This is a genomic window from Paenibacillus borealis, from assembly GCF_000758665.1.
Taxonomy (GTDB): Bacteria; Bacillota; Bacilli; order Paenibacillales; family Paenibacillaceae; genus Paenibacillus_AQ; species Paenibacillus_AQ borealis.
In genome coordinates this window covers 268,051-291,186 of sequence record NZ_CP009285.1, presented here as the reverse complement: position 1 = coordinate 291,186, position 23,136 = coordinate 268,051, and the positions used below count along the sequence as shown (strand labels likewise).

The following is a 23,136-nucleotide window of genomic DNA, read 5'->3' as shown; positions in this document are numbered from 1 at the left end:
CTCCTGCGTTGACATCAAGACTTATTGCGTTTTACAATGTATACCAGCTATTGATTGGTATTTTCCAACAATACCCGATAAATGGCAAGCCGCAAATATCGGGATGCCTGGGGAGGGCTCGAATGAGGAAGCTGTTTGATACATTGTCGCGCACCCTCTTCTTGTATAATTTCAGCATCCGCAGCCGGCTGATTCTCTATTTCCTGTTCCTCGTCCTGCTTCCGACAACCATTATATCGGTGACGGTGTACAACAAATCGGCCGATATCATCACCCGCAATGTCAATACATCCATTGAGAATAACTTCAATCTTGTCCAGGATAATCTGGCGCAGCGGTTCGAGGCCGCCAATAACTCCATGATTGCGCTATACCTTAATTCGGAATTCGCTGACCTCATCTCCTCTAACCGGCCTACGGACAGCACCGGAATCATCAATGAACTGGCCGCCCTCGACAAGATTCTCGAGAATTTCCCCGCGAACGGAACATCGGGAAGCAGCTTTGTACCTATGCTCTATATGCTGAACCGGCCGGAATATACCCAGTACAATTTCTCCAGACGTGTTTTCAATATCGATCTCATTTCCCTGAAGCCCTGGTATCTCGGTATTCCGGCCAAATCCGATTTCACTGTAGTCGGACTCAGCTCGCTCGACTCCAGATACACCCTCAAATTCGCGAGGCGCCTGTTCGGTATCCGGCATGCGCAGCTGCCCTTTGTCGGGCTGCTGACCATAGATATTCCGGTTGCGGAATTCAGCACGCTGCTGGAGCATTACAAGCCTACACCCGGCAGCAAGGTCTATATCGCAGATGGAACCGGCACGATCGCCATCAGTCCGGAACCGGGATTGATCGGGCAGAATATCAACACACAGGAGTACTACAGCAAGATGAACGCTCCTGCTGCCGATTCAGCGGGTCTGCATTCTTTTCACCAGATGATCGGCGGCGAGAATATGCTTGTCTCCTACCGGACCATAGACAACACCGGCTGGACCATTCTCTCATTCTCGCCTGTCCGCGAGCTTAACGGAGAATTGGCCGCCTTCCGCCGGGTGATGTATATCGTCATCGGCATCTGTATGCTGGTCTCGCTCATGATGGCCCTGCTGCTGTCAGAGAATATCTCAGCGCCGATCCGCAAGTTCATCCAGTCGATGTCGCATGCCGAAAGCGGAAATTTCAACATTACCATCCGCTACAGGCGCAAGGATGAATTCGCCTACTTATTCAACCGCTATAACAAGCTGCTGCAGCAGATCAAGGCGCTGATCGATAAGCTCTATGTGACCGAGCTGCGCAAGAAAGAAGCCGAGCTCCAGACACTGCAGGCCCAGATCAACCCGCATTTTCTCTACAACACCCTGGATTCAATCAACTGGATTGCCATCAATCACGATATTCCCGAGATCAGCAATATGGTCACTTCACTCTCTGATTTCTTCAGGTACAGCCTGAGCAAAGGACGGAATATTATCCCGCTCCGCGATGAGCTGCGGCAGGTGGAGAGCTATCTGGAGATTCAGCAGTTCCGCTTCCAGGATCGGCTGGAATATGAACTGGAGGAGACGGACCCCAAGCTGCTGGAGGAATGCCTGGTGGTCAAGCTCAGCCTGCAGCCGCTGGTCGAGAATGCCCTGATTCATGGCATTCAGCAGCGCCGGGGTCAAGGCAGAATCCGTATCAGGGTCGAGACTTCACAAGGCATCCTCAGCGTTTCGGTGTTTGACGACGGCGTAGGGGCAGACCCGGAGCGGCTGAATCTGCTTCTGGCCAATCCGCAGCCGGGCAACCAGTCCTATGGCATCCGTAATGTGCATATGAGAATTCAGCAGTTTTTTGGAGCGTCTTACGGAATCCGCTATTACGCTAATACCGAGGATGGCTGCGGCCTGCTTGCGGTGATCCGGTTTCCGGTGGTGACTACATGGGATGAGGTGAGTGAAGATGTTGACGATGATCGTAGCGGATGATGAGCCGTTTATCCGCAGCAGCCTGATCCATGTATTCAAGTGGCAGGAAGAATTCGGAATTGAGATTATAGGGGAGGCATCTGACGGTCTGGAGGCGTATGAATTATGCCTGAAGCTTGCGCCGGATATTCTGTTCACCGATATTATGATGCCGCTGATGGGCGGTCTGCAGGTGGCGGAGAAGCTGCGGGAAGCAGGCAGTCCTACCAAAATCATTATTATCAGCGGCGCCCAGGATTTCTCCTATGCCCGGGACGCGCTGAAGGTGAGTGCAGAGGGATATATCCTGAAGCCGGTGAAATTGCCCGAGGTCCGGGAGGTCTTCCGTCAGGTTGTCGCTAAGCTTAAAGGGGAACGTGAGCATCAGATGGATGTGGAGCAGCTGAGGAAGCAGCTGCATGACAGCATGCCGCTGATCCGTGACAAATTCCTGCAGAATCTGATTGCCGGCCTATACCGGAATGAAGATGAAATTTGGCAGAAAATAAATTATTTCGCCCTTCCCTTCAAGCGGGAGACCGCTTTGACAGCCTGTGTACTGCAGCTGGATGAATACCAGAATGCAGTGGATAAATTCTCGGAGGAATACAAGCAGCTGCTCTATTTCTCCATTCAAAATATTATCAATGAGTGCCTGGCCAGCCACCCGTGTTCCATCAGCTTCGTCGCGAGTGAGAACGAGTTCATTATGCTTGTCTGCCCGGCAGACGATCCCTCGCCCTCTTCCATCTCCGAAGTATGCGGGCAGATCATCAGCAATATCCGCAAGTATCTGCGGCTGGAAGCCTCGGTCGGCATTGGGAGGGCTTGTCCTCTGGCCAGCCAGTTGGAAGACTCGTACAAAGATGCGCTGGCCGCGCTGGTGTACAAATTCTATACCGGGCACGGCGCTGTCCTCTACATCAAGGATATCCAGCCGGAAACAGAGACACTGGAGAGTACTTTCTTCTATAAATTCCAGGCCCGGCTCATGAATGAACTGAAAGCAGGGCATACAGGCACCGTCATGGAGCTGATGGAGCAGCTGTTCACCAGACTGGCCGGACCCAAGCTGCAGATTGAGTATGTGCAGAGTATCTGTGCCGAGATGATTTTCACCTCCGCCAGGGCTCTGTATGAGATTGACGAGGATACCCGGCAGGTGCTCAGTGACCGGATTACAATCATGGATAAGCTGTATCTTCAGAAGAATATTACCGGTCTGAAGGCATATATGCTGTCACTTTTTCAAGACTTAAGTGCGTATGTAGCAGGCAAGAACACCTCCAAGAACAGCCGGATGATCAGCAAGATCTGTTCCATTATCCAGGAAGGCTATGCCTCTGAGCTCTCCATTTCCAGAATTGCCGAGGAGGTATTCCTCACGCCTAACTATATCAGCCTGATCTTCAAGAAGGAGACCGGTGAGACGATTACTGACTATCTCACCCGGATCCGTATGGGCAAAGCGAAAGAGCTGCTGCTCGGCACGGATCTGAAAGTAATGGAGATTTCTGAACTTGTGGGCTATGAGAATCCCCATTACTTCAGTACAGTTTTCAAAAAAACAGTCGGCCTGCACCCGCTTAAATACCGCTCTGAAAAAAATCAGTGACGCCGGGCCCTATCTGATGATATAGGATTTGACGCCTATTCTGGAGTAGATGGCCGTGCTGGCTCCACGTTTACCGGATAGCGGCAGGCCGGAACGTGTTGTTAATGTAGCTATATAGGCAAAGTCCGGGTGAAGTCCCTCATCCGCCAGGTATGCCGAAGTCCGGCTGCCCGGTACTCTTTCCCTGTTGAGTGAAGTGATCATCTCGGATGCGCTCTTAATGCCCAGCCCGTGCCCGTAGAAGCTGTCGTTCGACAGCATAATCGCGTTCTCCCCCTGCCATTCCGGCTTATCCGGATCATGATCGGGATTCTTGAAATAGACTACATCCCCCGGCTGTAATTCCGCCCGATTGAAGGTGGTGATCATCTTCAGATTGCTGTCATAGTTCCAGTCCCACAGGTACAGATCGGTGAAATAGCGGTCGAAGGCACTCTCCCCGATCATACTGATGGTCGCTCTATATAGAATCATTACCATCGCCATTGCACATTCGAAGGCATACAGCTGCCCATTCACAAAAATATCATTGATCGCTGCCGAAGGGCTGACCCCTGCCCTTAATTCAAAACCTCCACCCGCCGTACGGTTCCAATATCTTGGATTGCAGCGGGAGTTCTTGAACGTCGAGAAATCGGTCCCGCCGGCATTCATCGATCTGGCTGCCGCGATAATCTCCCCCCGCATTTTATTCTCGAATGCCGGATCCCCAGGAGCCGTGTATCCATACCCCATTCTGCTTCCCCCTTTCATCTTCTTGTCATGAAATATAGGTTATTGTACGTGTCGGGCCGCGTATTGGTGCGTGGGAGTTTGCGCTCAGCACAAAAAGGTTACGTTAGGATTCAAAGTAATTTCAAAAGCTCGGCCCCAAATATAACCGGGATTGTTGTAATGAAGTGATGCACCGGCATATTCCGAGAATGACCAGGCAGCTCCGTTAATCCGGCGGATACTACAAGCTGGGTCAGGACTCCCGGTAAGGAATGCATTTGCCCCGGCAAGGGTGGCTGTATGTGTCTGCATCCGCTCTCTCAGCAGGGCTTGTAAGTGAGAGTAATCTTCGGGACTATTAAACAAAAGCATGTTCTGGTCTGCAATCGCAGCAACATTCTCATATAAAGAATGGGCTCTTGAATATTCCCGGATTTCACCAATAGCTAACCTTTTGTAATAGTAATCTTTCAAGAAGCGTTTGAACAAAAGCGATCCGTGAGCATGGACAGCAGAGCTGAGCGCCGCCGCATCTGTCTCCGTAACCAACAATGCATACCGGGCCTGGCCCATGCCCAGCGCAATCCCGATTTTGTTACCCGGCGTATTCCAGCCGCTGTATCCTAATATACTTCCGGTATACCGGCTGCCCAGCAGGCCTTCAGTTACAGCTGCATCCGCTGCACCGTTGCCGACAAAATCAATCACGACAGACAGAACACCATTGGCGTGGTTAGCTGCAAGGCGGTCAACCGCAGCCGGCGTCTGATCCCCAGCGGTAACCGCGATAATCTCCAAGGCAGGTGAACCGCTCGCAGACTCTGCACCAACAATATCCACATGACGCTGAATATTCTGATGCACATCCATATATTCATACGGACTCGTAATGGTAGAGCCATGGGGCCCGAAGTATTGAACGGCATAACCTGTCTTTGCCCCGTTACGATAGAGCTGATTCGCCATCCGCGCCAATAACGCCTGCCCCAGTCCGTCTGCATCCGGCAGAATGATTGCACGCTCCGGATTTTGCCCATTTATACCGCCAAGCCAGCCATTAATACACTCTTCTACAAAGCGAATCTCGTTAATCTGCACCCCTTGAGTATTGGCATCATCCACACCTACCGCGAGAAAATCAATGTATCCCTCCTGCGCCAGCTTCTCCAGAATGTAATGGTTCGTTTTGAACTTATGCTGTCTCGTATTGTAATACTGTTCTTTATTGAAAGTGGCCGTGCTGCCATAGGAACCGGCTGGAGACAGGTTATACCCGCTGAGAATATCGGCAAACTGCGTAAAGCTTCTTCGTGGCTGAAGCATGAAATTGCGTGATTCTGTATAGGCTGCCAAGTCCAGACCTTCTGCAAAAGACGTTGTAGCCAGCCTCATAATCGTATCCAGCACATACACCGGCTTGTCCGGATAAGATTGCTTCACTAAACGGATCACGTCCAGCAGGCTCGTGATAACAGGATCATAGTCCGGATAAGCTCCCCCTGCGTCTGCCCGGAGGCGGCGGCTTCCGATCAGGCCCCCGTAGGCGAGCATATCTGTGGAGATTATAAAGCCGTCTGCAGACGCTGCATGATGAAGAATAAACTGCCGGATCTTGGCGGTGTCCCCATAGGACGGTGAAGAGGTGGTTAGCAATGTTGTCCCCGATGACGTCTTATGCGAATCCAGACGGTTTCTAAGATCGGTTACATGCGGGGTGATTACATGAATTCCTGCCGATTTCCCTTGAGCAATAACATCATCCAGATTAACCGGTCTATCATCCAATGGTACGTATAGCACATTCTTCATTTGTTTCAAGCTCCCTCTGGTCAGCAGATAGGCCCGGACAGAAGGGGAAGAGAAAAACGAAAGGGATCTCTTCCCAAATCCATTTCGTTTTTCTTTGTTGATGCCTTCACTTATAAGGTAATTTAGGCAGCTAAAATACAACCTGAAATTAAAAAAAGTTTAAATTCCCCATTGCTGGCATCCATCTATTAGAATATGCTACAATAAATAGGAACACATGTTCCTATTATTAGTACAACAAACTACCATCTCTGCTTATATATATATATTATTATTTCTATTTCCAGAAAAGGGGGAATCCGCTTTGGATAGAGCACAAACAGTCTATGAACGTTACAAGAATGAAATCTGCCGGATAGGATGGAGAGTACAGTACCGGGCCAGAAAGATTAACCGGGTGGAATGTCCGCTTTTGGACAATATACAGGCAGGAACCAACTTCACACAGGCTTCCGAGAACAAAATAATGATTGAGCAGATCACGGAAGGCCTGCCTGCTTTTGAAAAATCCATCTTATATAAAATCTATCTGGAAGGATACAGCGAAGCGGAGGTCGCCAAGCAATTAAATATGAGCCAACAGGCGGTGAGCAAATGGAAAAAGAAGATCTTGAGCCAACTATCTCAGACAACGAAATTACTCGACTGATCCAGGCAGCCAAAAACAAAGAAGCCGCAGCGATGCTGCAGCTCCTTGAACTATTTAAACCAGATATACAGAGGTTGAGCCGGCATGCCCGTTTACCGGATGAAGAGGCAGCCTCAGAAATCATCGCCGGATTTCTTGAATTTGTATCTGCAGATGAAGAGACTACTCCCTGAACCGGGGCGGCTCCTGAAACCAGCCATTTACCTGCGCAGTCTCCTCGGTCAGTATATCGAGATACATGGAGGTGCGGTAATCCGTTTCCTTCAGGCTCCTGCCTGTAATCTCGGCGATCCGGTTCAGCCGGTACATTAACGTGTTGGTATGGATATGCAGAAAAGCAGCCGATTCCTTCAGATTCCCGTTCATTGTAAGGTAGACGGCGATAGTCTTGAGGAAATCGCTCTTATGCTCGCGGTCATGCTCCTTAAGCGGGTAGAGCAGAGCGCTGCGCCGTGTCCGGCTGCGCTTCTGCTCCAGAATGGCCGGAAGGTAGGCCCAGAAGCCAATCTCTTCATAGAGCAGCAGCTCACGGGCGTGATAAGGCAGCAGCTTCTTGATTTCCAGAATCTGCAGCGCTTCGCGGTAAGCCGCCGCCGCAGAAGTGTATTCGCGGTAGCCCGGACTGCAGCCGGCTGTAAGCCTGCAGCCTTCGCTTGTACCCATATCCCGGATCAGCTTCTGTACGAACGAGGACAGCAGCTCCGTCCCTTCCACCGGAAACACAAACGAGAACAGAATAATCAGCCGGTTCTGCTCGGCAGTCTGGAACAGCAGCCGCTGTCCGGCATAGGCATCCATAATCCGCCGGAAATTCTGCAGGAAATGCTCATCCACCGGCTTGTCGCTCTCCAGCACCCCGATATAATAACTCTCCGGCAGCAGAATCGATCCGGCTTCCGCTTCCTGGCGGATGCGCGGCTCACTCTCATAGTGCGAGGTCAAGAGCTTCCAGAAGAAATCCTCGAATGTCTTCTCCTGCTTCGTCTTCCATCCCCGCTGCTTCAGCAGATACCGCCCGGCGATCCCGGCAGCCTTCTCAACTATACGCTCCGCATGCCCCTCGGCAAGATTTCCCCGGTCCACTACCCAGATGTAGCCGAGAATTTCCTGCTGGTGTTTGATGCACATGGCCAAGCGGGGGCCGAGGCCCACCTCCATAACTGCGGGAATGCGGATGGGATGGCTGGTATTCTCCAGATCGTGCATGACCCCCTTTTTGCGGAGCCCTATAATAACGGTATTGGGAACTTTCTTGCCGATAATCGTTGAGATACGCGCCGGATCGCTCTCAAACTGATGGGAGCTGTAGCCGATCACATGATGGTTGCTGTCCTCAATCGTCACCTGCGACTGAAGCGATTCACTGATGGTATCCGCCAGGGATTCCATGCTGTCAAAAAAACGATCAAATGTTGGCTCTGATTCTGTCAATGTGCCCACCTCAACCTGAAGAATAGCAGAAGCTTAACTAAGTGATTACATTATATTACACCGCTTGGCAGTTGCCTATAGGAATATCCAAGAAATGCGGAGGAAACCTGACATGTGTTGCGATAATCCCTATAAAAAAATAGCCCGGCGATCAACTCGCCGGACTGTAAGTAGGTACCCTCTACTCTTGTGTAAGTCTGTAAGCTCTATATGCTAGATCAGAGTGAACTCTTGCTCTACTGCTTTTTCTACCGTGAAGTACTCTTCCCCAAGAGCTTCTGCCACGGCCTGGCAGGTGATTTTTCCGTTAGCTACGTTGACGCCGCTCTTCAATCCGGCATTGTCTTCGATCGCCTGGAACACGCCTTTATTTGCAATTTGCAGTGCATATGGAACCGTAACGTTGGTTAAAGCAATGGTCGAGGTTTTGGCCACAGCACCCGGCATATTCGCTACCGAGTAGTGCAGAACGCCGTGTTTCTCGAATACTGGATTATCGTGTGTGGTTACACGGTCAATCGTTTCTACGATACCGCCCTGGTCAATAGCCACGTCTACAATGACGGAGCCAGGCTTCATCGCTTTGACCATTTCTTCAGTAACCAGCTTAGGAGCTTTAGCCCCCGGGATCAGCACTGCGCCTACCAGCAGGTCTGCTTCAGCTACGGCTTTGGCAATGTTATATGGATTAGAGATCAGGGTGCTGATCTGTGAACCGAAGATATCATCCAGCTGGCGCAGTCTGTCCGCGCTCAGGTCGACAATCGTAACTTCTGCGCCAAGGCCGATCGCCATCTTAGCTGCATTAGTACCTACCACACCGCCGCCGATAATGCTAACCTTGCCGCGGCTTACGCCGGGAACACCGGAGAGCAGAATGCCTTGTCCGCCGTAATTCTTCTGCAGGAACTGTGCGCCGAGCTGCACGGACATACGTCCGGCTACTTCGCTCATCGGTGTGAGCAGCGGCAGTGTACGTCCATCAACAACGGTTTCATAGCCGATTGCGAATACGCCTTTGTCTTTCAGGGCAGCTGCAAGGGCAGGCTCTGGAGCAAGGTGCAGGTAAGTGAAGAGAATGAGACCCGGACGGAAGTAGCCATACTCGCTTTCGAGCGGCTCTTTAACCTTCATAACCATTTCAGCGGCAGCCCAGACAGCAGCGGCTTCTGCAATCAGTTCTGCTCCGGCTGCAGCATATTCTTCATTCAGGAATCCGCTGCCTACACCGGCACCGGCTTCAACCAGTACTTTATGTCCATCGGCTACCAGACTCACAACTCCAGCAGGGGTAATCGCTACGCGGTTTTCATTATTTTTGATTTCTTTAGGTACACCAATAATCATTATTATTCGCTCCCGTCTTATATGGATCTCTTATGTAAAGAATCATAACATACGATTTCCTGCGGTATTTTGGGTAAAAAGAAAAACATTATCTGCCATGATTGTGTTTTTACACAATGGGAAGTTATACCCCTGGAATAGAACGTTTCCTTGCAGAAGAGAAGAATCCGGGAGGCGAAATGTAAAGTTATGTTCCATATTCTCAGGTTTTTTGTTACTTCTGGCGTTTTTCACGATCTGCTATTCTTGATTTGCAAGCCTATACAGTTTATACAGGGAGGTTGTCGCTTTTGAAAAAGACACGCTGGATCGCCGGAATTACTTCACTCGTTCTTATAATGGGCCTGGCTACAGGCTGCGGTAACAGCAGCAATTCATCTGCAGCCAATAATGAAAGCCCTGCCAAAGGCAATGGGCCACAGGCAGCAAGCCCGGTAACGCTCAAAATGTGGGGCGGTGTTCCGCCGGAATCCGGACCGCAGGAGGTCATTGACAGCTGGAATAAGGATCACCCCGATGTTCAGGTGGAATATGTACGCTTCGTTAATGACGACGACGGGAACCTCAAGCTGGATACGGCCATGATCACCGGGCAGGATGTAGATTTATTCGTGAATTACACGATCTCCCATGCCTCCAAACGGGTAGAATCGGGTCTGGCGCTGGATCTAAGTACCTTTACCGATTACAACATTGACGAGAAAATGGGCATTGACGCCGAGAGCTGGAAGATTGACGGCAAGTATTACGGAGTTCCCACTACCAAAAGCCCGTTCTTCATCGCTCTAAACAAAGAGGCTCTTGACGCGGCGAATCTGCCGGTTCCGAAGGAATGGACCTGGAATGAACTGCGTGAATATGCGAAGAAGCTGAAGACCGGCGACCAGTATGGATTCATTCAAAATATGGAGCCGTTCGTGGACCCGATTGACTCCGTATTATCTCAGGAAGGCTATACGAAGGCCGACGGCACCTCCAATCTGGATCATCCGCTCGTCAGACAATGGCTGGAGACCCTGAACGGGATGATGAAGGATGATAAGACTACACCGCCGCTCGGCGAGCAACTGACGTCCAAAATGCCGGTCGAGCAGGTCTTCCTCAGTGGAGAGGTGCCGATGCTCAATATCGGGGCGTGGCTGCTGCGCAGCTCGAATAACTTCACGGATTTCCCGCGTGATTTCACCATCGCCTTCGCGCCGGTACCCCGGCTTGCCGAAGCTGCGGATGATTATGTGTCCCGCGGGGGATTAGGCGATTATATCTCCATTAATGCCAAGTCCAAGAAGCAGGAAGCAGCCTGGGAATTCCTGAAATGGTATTCCGATGGCGGCATGTCGCCGATGGCAGCAGGCGGAAGATTGCCGGCCTCCAAGGATGCCAATCAGGATGATGCGGTGAAAAGTCTCATCGGCGATAAAAGCGATTCCTACGATCTGGATTCCCTGATGTACGTCATGTTCGACAACCAGACGCCGACCTATGTACGCAGCCTGCCTCAGGAGGTTATGGATCTGCGCTCACAGGAATACGAGAAATACTTCCTCGACTCACAGTCGCTGGATCAGACTGTGCAGGCCATGGTAACCAGACATAACGAGTATCTGAAACAGAACAAGTAGAAGTAGAGACAGAAATAGAAGTTAAAATTGAGAAAGCACATGTTTAACCAGGGAGGATGGCCATAGAAACAATGGCACCTCCCTTTCCTTTGTCAAGCACCCGCAATAGAACAAAACTACGCATTTGCAGCCTTCAACCAGCGCCCGCTGGAACAAAACCATGCAATTTAAGATATCGGCTATGCGGCTTTTTCATTGTGCTATAATTTAGCCATATCACCCCTCCCGGAACACGGGCAGGTGCAGTCGTGCTTGGAGGTGCTTCGCTGTGTCAAAGTTATTGCGTATTCTGATTCCCCAGAAATTGAAGTACCGGTTGTTCACAGCCTTTGTATGTCTGATCCTGCTGCCCTTCGGCGCACTGAATCTGTATAACTATCAGCGCATCGAGACGCTGGTCCAGAAGAAAATCAGCCAGCAAAGCCACTACCAGCTGGAGCAAATGTACCGCACACTGGAGGATCAGATCAGCATTGCCTTCAAGACACTGCTGTTCCTGCAGCAGGATGATACCGTCAAGTCTGTGCTGCTCCATCCTGAACAGCGCAGTGAGCTGGAGAATAAACGGATGATGGAGAATATTTTCAAGAACCTGAACAACAGCTTCTTCCTGTACAACCCATCAGTGTACTTCATGATTCTGGACTTAACTGAAAGCGCATACACCTCTTATCCTCCTAAGGATTCTCTAGTTTATTCAGAACTAAAGGCTAATCCCGGGTTCGACCGGGGCCAGATGAATACCAGCTCTTATCACTGGGTGCCCAATGACAACAACTACGTGCTGCGCGATGTCTCCACCAGTGCCTATCTTCTATCCTTATACGCTTATCTGGAGGATACCCGGAACAAGCCCTATGGAATGGCCCGGATCAGCATCGATTATACGTACTGGCTGCGCTCTATTCATAAGCAGTCGGATCTGGAGCAGCAGTATTTCCTGATCACCCGCTCGGGAGAAGATATCTCCCAGTCCGTTCCGGGCAGTCAATTATCGGAGAAGGTTAAGGCAGGGTTCGCCGGGCAGCCCGGACAGCAGTATTTTATCGACAAGGATTCGAATTCGCTGATTAATTACATTTATGTCGAATCACTGGACTGGTATATCGTCAACCGGATTCCGCTGTCTGTGCTGTTCGTGGAGATCGAAGGGCTGAAGCAGCAGTACTTTATTACGTTCTTTGTCCTGACGAGTATCTTCCTGATGATGACCTTCGTGATTGCCACGACCATCACACGTCCCCTGTCCCATTTGCAGAACAAGATGAAGGCGGCCGTGCAGAAGAGCCTCAAGATCCGCCTGCCGGAGCATAAATTCAGCGGGGAGATCCTGGATCTGACCCGGACCTTCAATACTATGCTTGACGATACTCACCTGCTGATCCAGAAGCTGAAGGCCGAGGAGCGCCAGAAAGAGGCTGTCCATTTCCAGATGCTGCTGGCCCAGACGAATCCACACTTCCTGCTGAACACGCTAAATACGATTAAATGGATCGCCATCCGTGAGCATAATGAGGATATTACGAACATGACCCTGTCGCTCGGCAAGCTGCTGGAGGCCAGTCTCAATACCGATAAGGACCTAATCCATCTAAAGGATGAAATTGAGCTTGTAGAGGCTTATGTTCATATTCAGCAGGTCCGCTACGCCCACAAATTCGAATTAACCTGCCGCTACGACGAGGATGTTCTGTATGCGCTGGTTCCCAAGCTCAGCCTCCAGCCGCTGGTCGAGAACGCCATTATTCACGGGATCAGCAGATTGCCCGGCAACGGCCTGATTGAGCTGATCGTGCACCGCGAAGAGAACCGGCTGATTGTAGAGATCAGGGACAACGGCGTAGGCATGGAGCAGGCAGGTTTGAACAAGGTCCCGCGCAAGCGTCCGGGTATCGGGCTGAGTAATATTCAGGAGCGGCTGCGGCTGCTGTTCAGGGAAGAAGGGACGCTGGAGGTTCTCTCCACCGGGGAAGGCGTCACCGTCCGCTTCACCATACCGCTTCTATTGTCTGCACCTTACGGCAACGAACATCCGGCTTAAGCGCATTTATACGGGAGGGAATCACACATGTGGAAAGTACTGCTGGTTGAGGATGAGGTTTTTGTACGGGAGAGCGTCCGCGAGATTATTGCCTGGGAAGAGCTCGGGTTCACCGTCAGCGGAGAAGCGGGTAATGGTGCAGAAGCGCTGGAGATGATCCGGCAGAACGCCCCTGACCTGGTAATTTCGGATATCGTCATGCCGGAGATGGACGGTGTCGAGCTGCTGCGCAGAACCCGTGAAGAGGGCTATGATTCCCGCTTCGTCATGCTTACCTGCATGAGCGATTTCGAGAATGTGCGGCAGGCGATGGAATATGGGGCCTCCAACTATATCCTGAAGCTGTCCATGAGTGTGAATTCACTCCGCGATACACTTCGCAAGATCAATAACGAGCTGGTGAAGAGCCGCCAGCCAAGTTCCGAAGTCCTGAATTCTGCCGCACCGCCATCGCCGCTGCCTCATGAGGAGCTTACCAGCCACCCGGAGATCCAGAAGATCCTCCAGTATCTGCACGCCCACTACGATGAGGATATTACCGTGAAGTCGATGTCCCAGTATGTCATGATGGCCGAGAATTATGTCAGTACCCTGTTCAAAAAGAAAACCGGCCAGACCCTAATCCATTATCTGCATCAGATAAGGGTGGACCAGGCTATCCGGCTCCTGATCCATTCCGATCTGCCGGTATACGAGATTGGCAACCGTGTCGGCTTCGTCAACGATAACTATTTCATCAAGATATTCAAACGCCTGACTACGCAGACGCCGAGCCAATACCGGAACAATCATAGGGGCAAGCCGGAACCGGTGAGCATGTAGCTTGGACCTAATATCCTGTATAGCGGCCTTCCCTCAGGGAATGCCGCTTTTTGCTGTGAACCGGGATAGAACAAAACTAAGATAGCGCCGCCCGCCGCCGCTCAGCAAATGTATATTTCTGTAGCATGAAGTCGTTGGTTTTGTTCCTTAACCCCTCTTAGGCCGCTTGTTATGCTTGTAGTGTGATCAAAGTAATCAAAAGACCTAAAGGAGTGGGGTTATGTGAAGGCATCCTGGATGAAGCGGCAGCAGTACCTGGGCTATCTGTTTATCGGGCCAAATATGATTGGCGTGATTCTATTTTTTATCATACCTGCCGTCTATTCTTTCTATCTCATGTTTACAGACTACAAGTTTATGAGTCCCCATACCAAGTTCATCGGGCTGGATAATATTCAGCGGATGCTGGGGGATGAGGTATTCTATATCGCAATCAAGAACACGCTGCTGTTCCTGGTCTCCGTTCCGGTATCGATTGGACTGGCGTTCATCGTTGCCGTTGTGCTAAACCGGTCGGTGTATTTAAAAAAGCTGCTCCGCGCTTTGTACTTCATGCCCTATATTACAAGCGGCGTCGCTGTAGCCTTTGTCTGGATGCTGCTGTTCCACCCGAATAACGGTCCTATCAACGGTATCCTCCGGTCGGTCGGTATTGCGAACCCCCCAGGCTGGCTGTCGACGATGGAAACGTCCATGTATGCGATCGACATCATTTGGATCTGGTTCATGCTCGGCTATAACATGATCATCTACCTCGCCGCCCTGCAGGAAGTGTCCGGCGAGTTGCTGGAAGCCGCCAAAATCGACGGTGCCCGCACCTGGCAGACAGTCCGCAGTATCCTGTGGCCGCTGGTCAGTCCGACCACGTTCCTGCTGCTGATTACCGGACTGATTATGTCGATCAAGCAGTTCGGGATCATTCAGGCAATTACGCAGGGCGGACCGGGGAACAGCACCACCGTGTTATCTTTGTTCATCTATCAGAACGCCTTCCGCTATTACGAGATGGGCTATGCTTCAGCGGTCTCCTGGGCCCTGTTCCTGATCATTCTGATTTTCACCGTGATTCAATGGCTGGGCCAGAAACGCTGGGTTCACTACTAAGGAGCTGAGAACATGAATAAAGCCGTAGTTACCAAAAGCATTGCCACACTCATCATGCTGTTCTTCAGCATCGTCATGATCGTACCCTTCATCTGGATGATCAGCACTTCATTTAAGACACCGGCAGAGGTCTTTCAATATCCGGTCCAGTGGATTCCCAGCCATTTCAACTGGAGCCATCATGTTAAGGTCTGGACCGGTCAGGGCAGCTTCGTGCCTTACTATTTGAATTCCCTTAAGGTTGCCGTGCTGAGCACTATAGGTGCCGTCTCCCTGTCGGCCTTAGCCGCTTACGGCTTTGCCAGAATTGAGTTCAAAGGGCGGAACACCATGTTCATGGTCTATCTGTCCATGATGATGGTTCCCCCGCAGGTGCTGTTCGTGCCCAAATTCATCATGTTCGACTGGGCCGGCATCTACAACACCCACTGGGCGCTGATCCTGCCCGGAATGTTCACGATCTTCGGCGTGTTCATGATGCGGCAGTTCTTCCTCTCGGTGCCTCATGAAATCTCAGAGGCCGCCTTCATCGACGGCGCAGGCCACTTCCGCATCTTCTCGCGGATTATCCTGCCAATGGCTAAGCCGTCGCTGGCCACCCTGGCCATCATTGACTTCTCCTGGCACTGGAATGACTATGAGAATGCGCTCGTCTTCCTGATTGACCATGACCTGTTCACCGTTCCGCTCGGGCTGCAGAATTTCATCCTGGAGAACAATGTGGATTACAACGGCATGATGGCCGCCGCAACAGCCGGAATCATTCCCATGATCCTCGTCTTCCTGCTCGGCCAGAAATACATTATTGAAGGCGTGGCAAGCTCAGCGGTCAAGGGCTGACCCCGCTTAAAAGTGAAGGAGCTATGCCACAGATTGTACGGTGGCATAGCTCCTTTTAAGTTGTTTTTTTAGTTACGACAATCCGGCTTTGGTCAAGCCATAGGCCGCATCAGATGAACCCGGCACGGTGGTAAAGCCCACGTTCACCCGGTTCCAGGCGTTGATCGCCATGATGGAGAAGGACAGATCGGAAATCTCCTGCTCGGACAGATGTTCACGGACACGGTTATACAGCTCATCCGGCACGCCGTGCTCCGGCAGCCTGGTCAGAACCTCAGTCCAGGCGAGTGCTGCCCGTTCACGCGGAGAGAACAGTGTTGATTCCCGCCAGATAGAGATGTGATAGAGACGCAGTTCACTCTCGCCGTTAATCTTGGCCTGCTTCACATGCATGTCCAGACAGAAGCCGCAGCCGTTCATCTGGGAAGCCCGGATGGATACCAGATCTTCAATTTTTTCCTCAATAGAGCTGTTCTTCAAGGCCATGCTGAAATCGAGAAATTTCTTAAAAAGCTCCGGGGACTGCTGCATATAATTCACACGTTGTGCCATAACTTTATTCCTCCTATGGGCTGGTTGTAGTTGAAGGTCCGGCCCAGACCGTGTCTTCCTCCCGGTTGTTCCGGCCTTGTTTCGCCCTTCGGACATATAACGAGACAGCTACTCTTTCTGTGACAATGCAGCGGCAGATTTTTCACTCGAAACTTTTCACCCAACATTTTTACCTAGCCCGGTTCCAGGACTCCCCCTATGAATGATAGGCCGCCTGCGCGGATTGCCGCTCTCTCCTGTCACAGCTCTCCCCCTTATTTTGTCTACATCATAGCGGAGTTAGATTGACTATATATAAGGATTGGAAGTGGCGTTATGCAGGAGCTGTATGCCCAGTATAAGAACCTGTTGTTTAAACTTGCCTACCAGTTAACCGGATCAGCCGCCGATGCCGAGGATGCGGTTCAGGATGTGTTCCTGAAGGTGTATGATGTACCGCCGGAGCGGCTGGCCGAACCGAAAGCCTATCTGTGTAAAATGGTCACGAACCGCTGCCGGGATCTGCATAAATCTGCGCGCAGACAGCGGGAGGAGTATTTCGGCGAATGGCTGCCCGAGCCTCTTGCCGGTACAGACGGGGATTCCATGGACTCCGTAGTTCAGGATGATCTCTTATCCTATGCCATGCTCGTCCTGCAGGAGCGGCTGACCCCTGCGGAGCGGGCCGTGTTTGTACTTCGTGAAGCGCTGGGCTTTGAATATCAGGAGATTGCCGGACTGGTTGACAAAAGCGAACCGAACTGCCGCAAGCTCTTCAGCCGGGCCAGCGCCAAGATGGGACTCGTCCCCGGGGAGCCTGTCCAGCCGGAGGCGGCTACAGAAGAATGGGTGCACGGGTTCCTGGCCGCCCTGAAGCAGGGCAACCTGAATCAGCTGCTGGCGATGCTTGATCCTGCAGCCGAGCTGATCGCCGACGGAGGGGGCAAAGTACGCGCTGCTGCCGAACCGGTAGTCACCCGCGAGCTTATCGCCCGCTTCCTGTTGGGACCTTTCCGCGGGGCAGCTACAATTAACGGTGAGGTGACTATTGAAATTGGCCGGATTAACGGACAGCCCGGCCTAATCCTCCGCTCGGATGAAGGTATTCATACGATTGGACTTCTTCATATCCGGGACAATCTGATCCGGAATTTATATATTGTAAGAAACCCGGATAAGCTGCAGTATGCGGGGAGTTAGGGCGGGCAAGGGATTTCCGGAAGCCCCGCCCCCTGTGGATTCCAACTAGTCATGCATCCCATTCATGTCACGGACTGTATGGTGCCTTCACGGCTACCCAGCCGTCAATCAGATAGGAGCCGAAGAACCTGGACACTGCCGTAAATCCGGCTTCCTCCAGCAGACAATCCATCTCTTCGGCCGGAAGCGGGTGAGAGGTCTCGCCGAACGATTGCTCGAAGATCTGCCACTGGCCTAGTTCAATGCCGTTGCCCAGCATATGCAGCTTCCAGCCCGCCATCTGAATCCGCCACGCGGGGGAGGCTGGCTCCCCGTTGATTGCCGAAAGACACAGCGGTGCGCCCGGCTTGAGCCGCCCGGCAATGGAACGGAGCAGCGCCAGCTTGTTCTCCCGCCCTTCCACGAAATGCAGCATCAGCATGCAGGTCGCAGCATCGTACTGTCTGCTAGAGTTCCAGGAACTTATCTCCCTGTGATGCAGCTGGACTCTGTCCATCAGACCCGCTGCTTCTAGCCGCTGTTCAGCAGCCAGAAGCATGCCCTGTGATGTATCCAGCCCGCTAAAATTCCAATCAGGATGCTCCCGGCCGAGCTTCAGGATTTCCTGTCCTCCGCCTGCTCCGACGATCAGCAGCCCAGGATGAGTCTGCTGAGCTAACAACGCTGTCAGCAGCGTATCCATCAGCTCATACTGCAGCTGGTAACCGGGGATTTTGCGGCTTATATTCTGAACGTATTGATCCGCGTCCGCCTGCTCCCAAGGACTGCCTGCGCTGCCTGTACTGCTTATGCTGTCTTCCATTACATCCCCTCCGGTGTAGTAATCGGCTCTATGACCGGAACTGGCCGGTCAACCCTAATAATGAATATGGTTCATTATCAGGGCTGCACCCCGGAATCGCCATCCCACATAGCTGGGATTTGTCAGGGTCGCTCATACCAATATCCCGGAATACCTGAGTTAGATTGTTAAGTTCAATCTATATTGCGGGCGAATCAAGCTTGAGCTTTGGAGCTTATGTTACTTTTAAGGCGAACTCGCCTTGCTCCTAGCGGACTAATCCTCCTCGTTTCCTCATTTGGCCGGCATCCGGCGAAACCAAGGGCACTATTGCCCTTCGTTCGCTCATTTGACCAGCAACCGGCTGAATCAAGGGCACGATTGCCCCTCATTTCCTCATTTAGCCAACATCCGGCGGAATCAAGGGCACTATTGCCCCTCATTTCCTCTTTTGGCCGGCATCCGGCGGACTCACAGGGTTTTATCCCCTTGGTTTTTCGCATACATTCAACTCGTTTACCTACCGTTGGCACATTGTATTCGGTTTTTCGCATACATTTGGCTCGTTTACCCTACCGTTGGCACATTGTATTCGGTTTTTCGCATACATTCGGCTCGTTTACCCTATCGTTGGCATATTGTACTCGGTTTTTCGCATACATTCGGCTCGTTTACCCTACCGTTGGCACATTGTATTCGGTTTTTCGCATACAATTGGCTCATCCCCATTCAGCCCTCCCTTGGCAGGATCAGAGGGTTTCAGTGGGGACTCCTGGTACAAAAAAATTAGTCCTTCACAAAGATCTGCTACAAATTGCAATTTCCTAAGAAATTATCCACAGCTTTATGCACATATTATCCACAACAGGCGATTATCATAATTTCCAGCATAAAGAAAAAGACACCGGTTAAGTGTATTAGTGTCTTTGATATCTATATATCCAATGATCCTATGCAATTTTGCCCGGCGTGCAAGCCATCCGTCAGGACCCGGCCAACACCGCCAGCACCGTTTCCAGCACCACATTCACGCCCATCTCACATTCTTCATAAGAAGTGAGCTCTTCCTCGCAATGGCTTTTCCCTTTCACACTGGGTACAAAAATCATCGCCGACGGCATGAATCCGGCCACGAACTGGGCATCATGCCCCGCTCCGCTGGCCATCTTCTTGCTGCTGTAGCCCAGCTTCTGCGTGGCTTGCTCCACCAGGGCACAGACTCCCGGATCGAACCATACGGTATCGCGTCCCCACAGCTTCGTCTTCGACACACTACACTCCAGCAGCTCCTCAGGCAGACCATTAATAATTGCCTCTACTTCACGGACAATATCCATGTCCTTATGCCGGGCTTCCACGGTGAAGATCACCTTGTTCGGAATAACGGTATGAATATTAGGCAGCACGTTCATTCTCCCCATGGTATAGACCAGCTCGGAGTCCAGTACAGCCAGCTTCCGCCGCAGCTCCGTAATAATATCTGTAGCGGCAAAAAGCGCATCCCTCCGCATATCCATCGGCGTAGTACCGGCGTGGTCCGATTCGCCTGTGACTTCAATTTCATAACAGGCCATTCCAACAACACAGTCGACCAGGCCGATCTTGAGATTCTCTCTCTCCAGCACAGGACCCTGCTCGATATGCAGCTCCAGATAAGCCGTTGCTTCCCTGATCCGGTTCTCCGCATCGCCCGCATAGCCGCTGGCCTGCAGCGCTTCACCGAAGGTCGTACCCTCCGGGTCCTTCTTCTTCAGCATCTCCGCCTTGTCGAACTTGCCGGCCAAGACACCTGAAGCCATCATCGACGGCTCGAAGCGGGCTCCTTCCTCGTTGGTGAAGTTCATCACTGTTATTGGTAAACGCGGCTTAATGCCGTGATCGACCAGGGTTCTTACCACTTCCAGACCGGCGATTACCCCGAGCACCCCATCGAATCTGCCGCCTTTCTTGACGGTATCCAGATGCGATCCGATCACTACAGGCGGACCTTCTTCGCTTCCCGCAAGCGTGGCATATATATTCCCCATATCATCGACCTTCACGGCCATTCCCAGCTCTTCTGCACAGGAAGTGAAATAGCCGCGCACCTGCACATCCTGCTCCGACAGCGATAACCGGGTGACCCCGTTATTGTCCGTCCGCCCGAAATCGGCGAATGACTCGATCGTATTCTTCAATCTCTCACCGTTCACGAATATCTGCTGCAGCTGCATGGCCTTATTCCTCCGTTTCGAACGCTCATTTATATGAAACGAACAAAACGCCTCCGGTTCGGGTGTTGTTCACGACTGCGGTGAATATTTGGACTTCCGGCCGCTACCGCTCCTACAGTTTCAAAATTCCCCTCCGTCACTCTCACCCATTCGCAAGCTTAGTTCGTTTTATATAGAATTATTGCTTTCTATATATGTTATACCATTCCGTATTATTTTCATTTTACAGACTGTAATAATTTTTTTTGGTTTTGTTCACGTTATGTTATAACGCGATTGGGGAAGTCTGATAGAATATGAGACAGAATTACAATCGCGAGAGGGGCAGTGAGCATGAATACCATTTTACGCAGCGGGTTGGCAGTAGCCGAGATCAGTTCACTCGGAGCCGAGCTAATCAGCTTCAAAAGAACGGATACAGAGACTGAATATATGTGGAGCGGGGATGCCGCCTATTGGACAGGCCGTTCACCGGTGCTGTTCCCGATTATCGGCGCAGCCATCCAAGGCGAGATCAAAGCGGACGGGCAGGCTTATAAAATTGCCAATCACGGCTTCGCCAGACGCAGTGAATTCACGCTGCAGGAGGCGAGCGATACCCAGGCAGTCTTCCGGCTCTCGCATAGTGAGAGCACGTTGGCGCTCTACCCGTACAAATTCAATCTGTTCCTCACCTATATCCTGAGCGGAAGCACCCTTGAGATCAGCTACCGTGTGGAGAATACCGATGATCAGGAGATCTTCTTCCAGCTCGGCACCCACCCTGCATTTAATTGCCCGATTGATGGAGAGGGCAGCTTCGCGGATTATTATCTTGAATTCGGACAGCAGGAGCGCCTGGAACGCTTGTTCTTGAACAAAACGGGCCAGCTGATTAACGGTAAAAGCGACCCCATGCCCGGTGACGGCAACATCCTGCCTCTAAACCATGAAATGTTCGAACATGACGCACTCGTCTTCAAGAATGTAAGCTCGCAGTCTGTAGCGCTGAAGAGCAAGCTGTCTGCCAAAAGCGTAAGCGTAGCATACCACAACTTCCCCGATCTCGGGATCTGGCAGCCGAAGAATGCACCATTCCTGTGCATCGAGCCTTGGCATGGTGTAGCAGACAGTGAAGACTTCACCGGAGAAATCCGGGATAAAGCGGGAGTCATCTCCCTGCCGCCGGGCGGCCAGTCCACAAGCTCGCTTACGATTACGTTCAACTGACAGATTGTTGCTCCACCGTTTCTTGAAGAACATGAAGGCCGCAGCCGCCCTAACGGGACTGCGGCTTTTTTGAAATATAAGAATTTATATGTTTCACGCTATAAATTATCCTTCTATTTCTCGCTGAAACGGTACCGTCCTTTAAAAGGACGGCAAAGCCGTTTCCACTTGTGTCAAATTATAATCCATATCCTGTGCCTACGGCGGCAGGCCGTCCAATAAGTAAACTAAAGTAGTATATACAACCTTTTACTGCCAATAGTAAGCTTAAGGTAGTTAATTCACTACACATAGAATGGGAGAAATGGATAAGGGAGTGGAGTATATGCAAGGATTGTCAGTGGCTATCTGCACGAGGAACCGGGTACAGGACCTGACACGGTGCATTCATTCTATAACTAAACAAGACATAGGCAGGACTTACCCCATTGAGGTCATACTTATAGATGACGGCGAAATACCAGCCCGTGTACTTACTGAATTTGAAGCTTTACTTACCGGATGCGGTTATCCTTTGACTTATTTCAGCAAGACGGACCGGGGATTATGGCTGTCCCGGATCAAGGCAGTGGAGCTCTCCACCATGGACAAGATCCTTTTCCTTGATGATGACGTCGAAATCCCCGCTCACTACCTGTCTACCTTGATTCAAACCTACGATGATTACCCTAACTGCGCAGGAGTCGGCGGTATCGCCATCGGGATGAGGAACAGCTTCCTCGGAACCATCCGCTGCCTGCTATCCTTCCAGCAATCCCTGTCGAGCGGCAAGCTCTCCTTAAGCGGTCAAGCCGGGTCCATGTACAACTGGCATAAAGCCCGGAAGATCTTCAAGACTGAATTCCAGCACGGCTGCAATATGTCCTTCAAAAAAGCGGCGATCCAGGACCTGAAGCCCGTCCCTTGGCTAACCAGCTATAGCGTCGGCGAAGATATTCTTATGTCCCGCATTGCCCGGAGCTCCGGCCCGCTGTATATCAATCCCGAGCTCAAGCTGCTGCATCATGAATCTCCGGCCTCCAGAGACAATCTCGAGGATGTCGCCTATACCCGGGTACTGAATCATGTGCATCTGCTCAAAGATAAACGTTCGGGTCCCATCGGCTATCTCGCCTTGATGTGGACCACGCTCTACCTCATTCTCCGCGAGCAGCCCAAGAAGAATGTCGCCGCTATCAAAGGCTACAAGAAGGGGCTGAAGGAGATTTTTAACAGCCCGACCGCCGGGTAATCCGTCCAAACTCAGGAAG

Annotated in this window: 19 protein-coding genes; 12 read left to right on the top strand and 7 right to left on the bottom strand. The window is 51.4% G+C overall.

Translation table 11 applies throughout. The features are described 5' to 3' along the window. The first annotated feature begins 122 nt into the window (after positions 1-122). Positions 123-1,979 carry a cache domain-containing sensor histidine kinase gene (locus PBOR_RS01345; protein WP_042210092.1) on the top strand — a complete coding sequence of 619 codons (1,857 nt, stop codon included), beginning with the start codon at positions 123-125 and terminating at the stop codon, positions 1,977-1,979. Next, positions 1,954-3,573: a response regulator gene (locus PBOR_RS01340; RefSeq protein WP_042210091.1), complete on the top strand. Its 1,620-nt coding sequence runs from the start codon at positions 1,954-1,956 to the stop codon at positions 3,571-3,573. Before PBOR_RS01345 ends, PBOR_RS01340 begins: the two co-directional genes overlap by 26 nt. 9 nt (positions 3,574-3,582) lie before the next feature. Here PBOR_RS01340 and PBOR_RS01335 read toward each other — a convergent pair whose 3' ends face one another. Together PBOR_RS01335 and PBOR_RS01330 are read right to left on the bottom strand one after the other, a co-directional pair. After that, the gene (locus PBOR_RS01335) at positions 3,583-4,308 is read right to left on the bottom strand and encodes a hypothetical protein (protein WP_042210090.1); all 726 of its coding nucleotides are present in this window, start codon (positions 4,306-4,308) and stop codon (positions 3,583-3,585) included. Between the two features lie 84 nt (positions 4,309-4,392). After that, a complete protein-coding gene (locus tag PBOR_RS01330) occupies positions 4,393-6,096 on the bottom strand; it encodes a DUF4127 family protein (RefSeq protein WP_042210089.1) in 1,704 nt (567 codons plus the stop codon). A gap of 466 nt (positions 6,097-6,562) precedes the next feature. Here PBOR_RS01330 and PBOR_RS37905 point away from each other — a divergent pair, with 466 nt between their 5' ends. Beyond that, a complete protein-coding gene (locus PBOR_RS37905; protein ID WP_245648003.1) occupies positions 6,563-6,745 on the top strand; it encodes a sigma factor-like helix-turn-helix DNA-binding protein in 183 nt (60 codons plus the stop codon). Continuing rightward, the gene (locus PBOR_RS36730; RefSeq protein ID WP_157763948.1) at positions 6,691-6,918 is read left to right on the top strand and encodes a helix-turn-helix domain-containing protein; all 228 of its coding nucleotides are present in this window, start codon (positions 6,691-6,693) and stop codon (positions 6,916-6,918) included. Before PBOR_RS37905 ends, PBOR_RS36730 begins: the two co-directional genes overlap by 55 nt. Here the strand turns inward: PBOR_RS36730 and PBOR_RS01320 are convergent. Then, on the bottom strand, positions 6,908-8,176 hold the full coding sequence (locus PBOR_RS01320; RefSeq protein ID WP_052429283.1) for a PucR family transcriptional regulator: 1,269 nt from the start codon (positions 8,174-8,176) through the stop codon (positions 6,908-6,910). The two genes, PBOR_RS36730 and PBOR_RS01320, sit on opposite strands and share 11 nt — an antisense overlap. 213 nt (positions 8,177-8,389) lie before the next feature. Continuing rightward, a complete protein-coding gene (gene ald / locus PBOR_RS01315; RefSeq protein ID WP_042210087.1) occupies positions 8,390-9,523 on the bottom strand; it encodes an alanine dehydrogenase in 1,134 nt (377 codons plus the stop codon). A 290-nt stretch (positions 9,524-9,813) separates the two neighbouring features. Between ald and PBOR_RS01310 the strand changes: the two genes are divergently transcribed. The 5 genes from PBOR_RS01310 (at position 9,814) to PBOR_RS01290 (ending at position 15,952) form a co-directional block, all read left to right on the top strand. Continuing rightward, entirely contained in the window at positions 9,814-11,145 is a 1,332-nt protein-coding gene (locus PBOR_RS01310) for an ABC transporter substrate-binding protein (protein WP_245648002.1), read from the top strand. 268 nt (positions 11,146-11,413) lie between these two features. After that, positions 11,414-13,186: a sensor histidine kinase gene (locus PBOR_RS01305; protein WP_042210086.1), complete on the top strand. Its 1,773-nt coding sequence runs from the start codon at positions 11,414-11,416 to the stop codon at positions 13,184-13,186. 27 nt (positions 13,187-13,213) lie between these two features. After that, entirely contained in the window at positions 13,214-14,008 is a 795-nt protein-coding gene (locus PBOR_RS01300) for a response regulator (protein ID WP_042210085.1), read from the top strand. A gap of 222 nt (positions 14,009-14,230) precedes the next feature. Further along, complete coding sequence (locus tag PBOR_RS01295; protein ID WP_042210084.1) at positions 14,231-15,112, top strand: carbohydrate ABC transporter permease; 882 nt, start codon at positions 14,231-14,233, stop codon at positions 15,110-15,112. 12 nt (positions 15,113-15,124) lie between these two features. Then, positions 15,125-15,952 (top strand): carbohydrate ABC transporter permease, encoded by an 828-nt coding sequence (locus PBOR_RS01290; RefSeq protein ID WP_042210083.1) that lies wholly within the window; start codon positions 15,125-15,127, stop codon positions 15,950-15,952. 72 nt (positions 15,953-16,024) lie between these two features. On the opposite strand, the gene PBOR_RS01285 is transcribed toward PBOR_RS01290, so the two are convergent. Next, positions 16,025-16,504 (bottom strand): carboxymuconolactone decarboxylase family protein, encoded by a 480-nt coding sequence (locus PBOR_RS01285; RefSeq protein ID WP_042210082.1) that lies wholly within the window; start codon positions 16,502-16,504, stop codon positions 16,025-16,027. 315 nt (positions 16,505-16,819) lie between these two features. Here PBOR_RS01285 and sigJ point away from each other — a divergent pair, with 315 nt between their 5' ends. Continuing rightward, positions 16,820-17,683 (top strand): RNA polymerase sigma factor SigJ, encoded by an 864-nt coding sequence (sigJ, locus tag PBOR_RS01280; RefSeq protein ID WP_042210081.1) that lies wholly within the window; start codon positions 16,820-16,822, stop codon positions 17,681-17,683. A gap of 67 nt (positions 17,684-17,750) precedes the next feature. Here sigJ and PBOR_RS01275 read toward each other — a convergent pair whose 3' ends face one another. Next, the gene (locus PBOR_RS01275; protein ID WP_052429282.1) at positions 17,751-18,485 is read right to left on the bottom strand and encodes an SAM-dependent methyltransferase; all 735 of its coding nucleotides are present in this window, start codon (positions 18,483-18,485) and stop codon (positions 17,751-17,753) included. 962 nt (positions 18,486-19,447) lie between these two features. Further along, positions 19,448-20,677: a Zn-dependent hydrolase gene (locus PBOR_RS01270; RefSeq protein ID WP_042210080.1), complete on the bottom strand. Its 1,230-nt coding sequence runs from the start codon at positions 20,675-20,677 to the stop codon at positions 19,448-19,450. A gap of 333 nt (positions 20,678-21,010) precedes the next feature. On the opposite strand from PBOR_RS01270, the gene PBOR_RS01265 reads away from it, so the two are divergent. Both PBOR_RS01265 and PBOR_RS01260 read left to right on the top strand, forming a co-directional pair. After that, positions 21,011-21,886: an aldose 1-epimerase family protein gene (locus tag PBOR_RS01265; RefSeq protein ID WP_042210079.1), complete on the top strand. Its 876-nt coding sequence runs from the start codon at positions 21,011-21,013 to the stop codon at positions 21,884-21,886. Between the two features lie 295 nt (positions 21,887-22,181). After that, positions 22,182-23,117 (top strand): glycosyltransferase family A protein, encoded by a 936-nt coding sequence (locus PBOR_RS01260; protein ID WP_342671101.1) that lies wholly within the window; start codon positions 22,182-22,184, stop codon positions 23,115-23,117. Positions 23,118-23,136 lie beyond the last annotated feature (19 nt).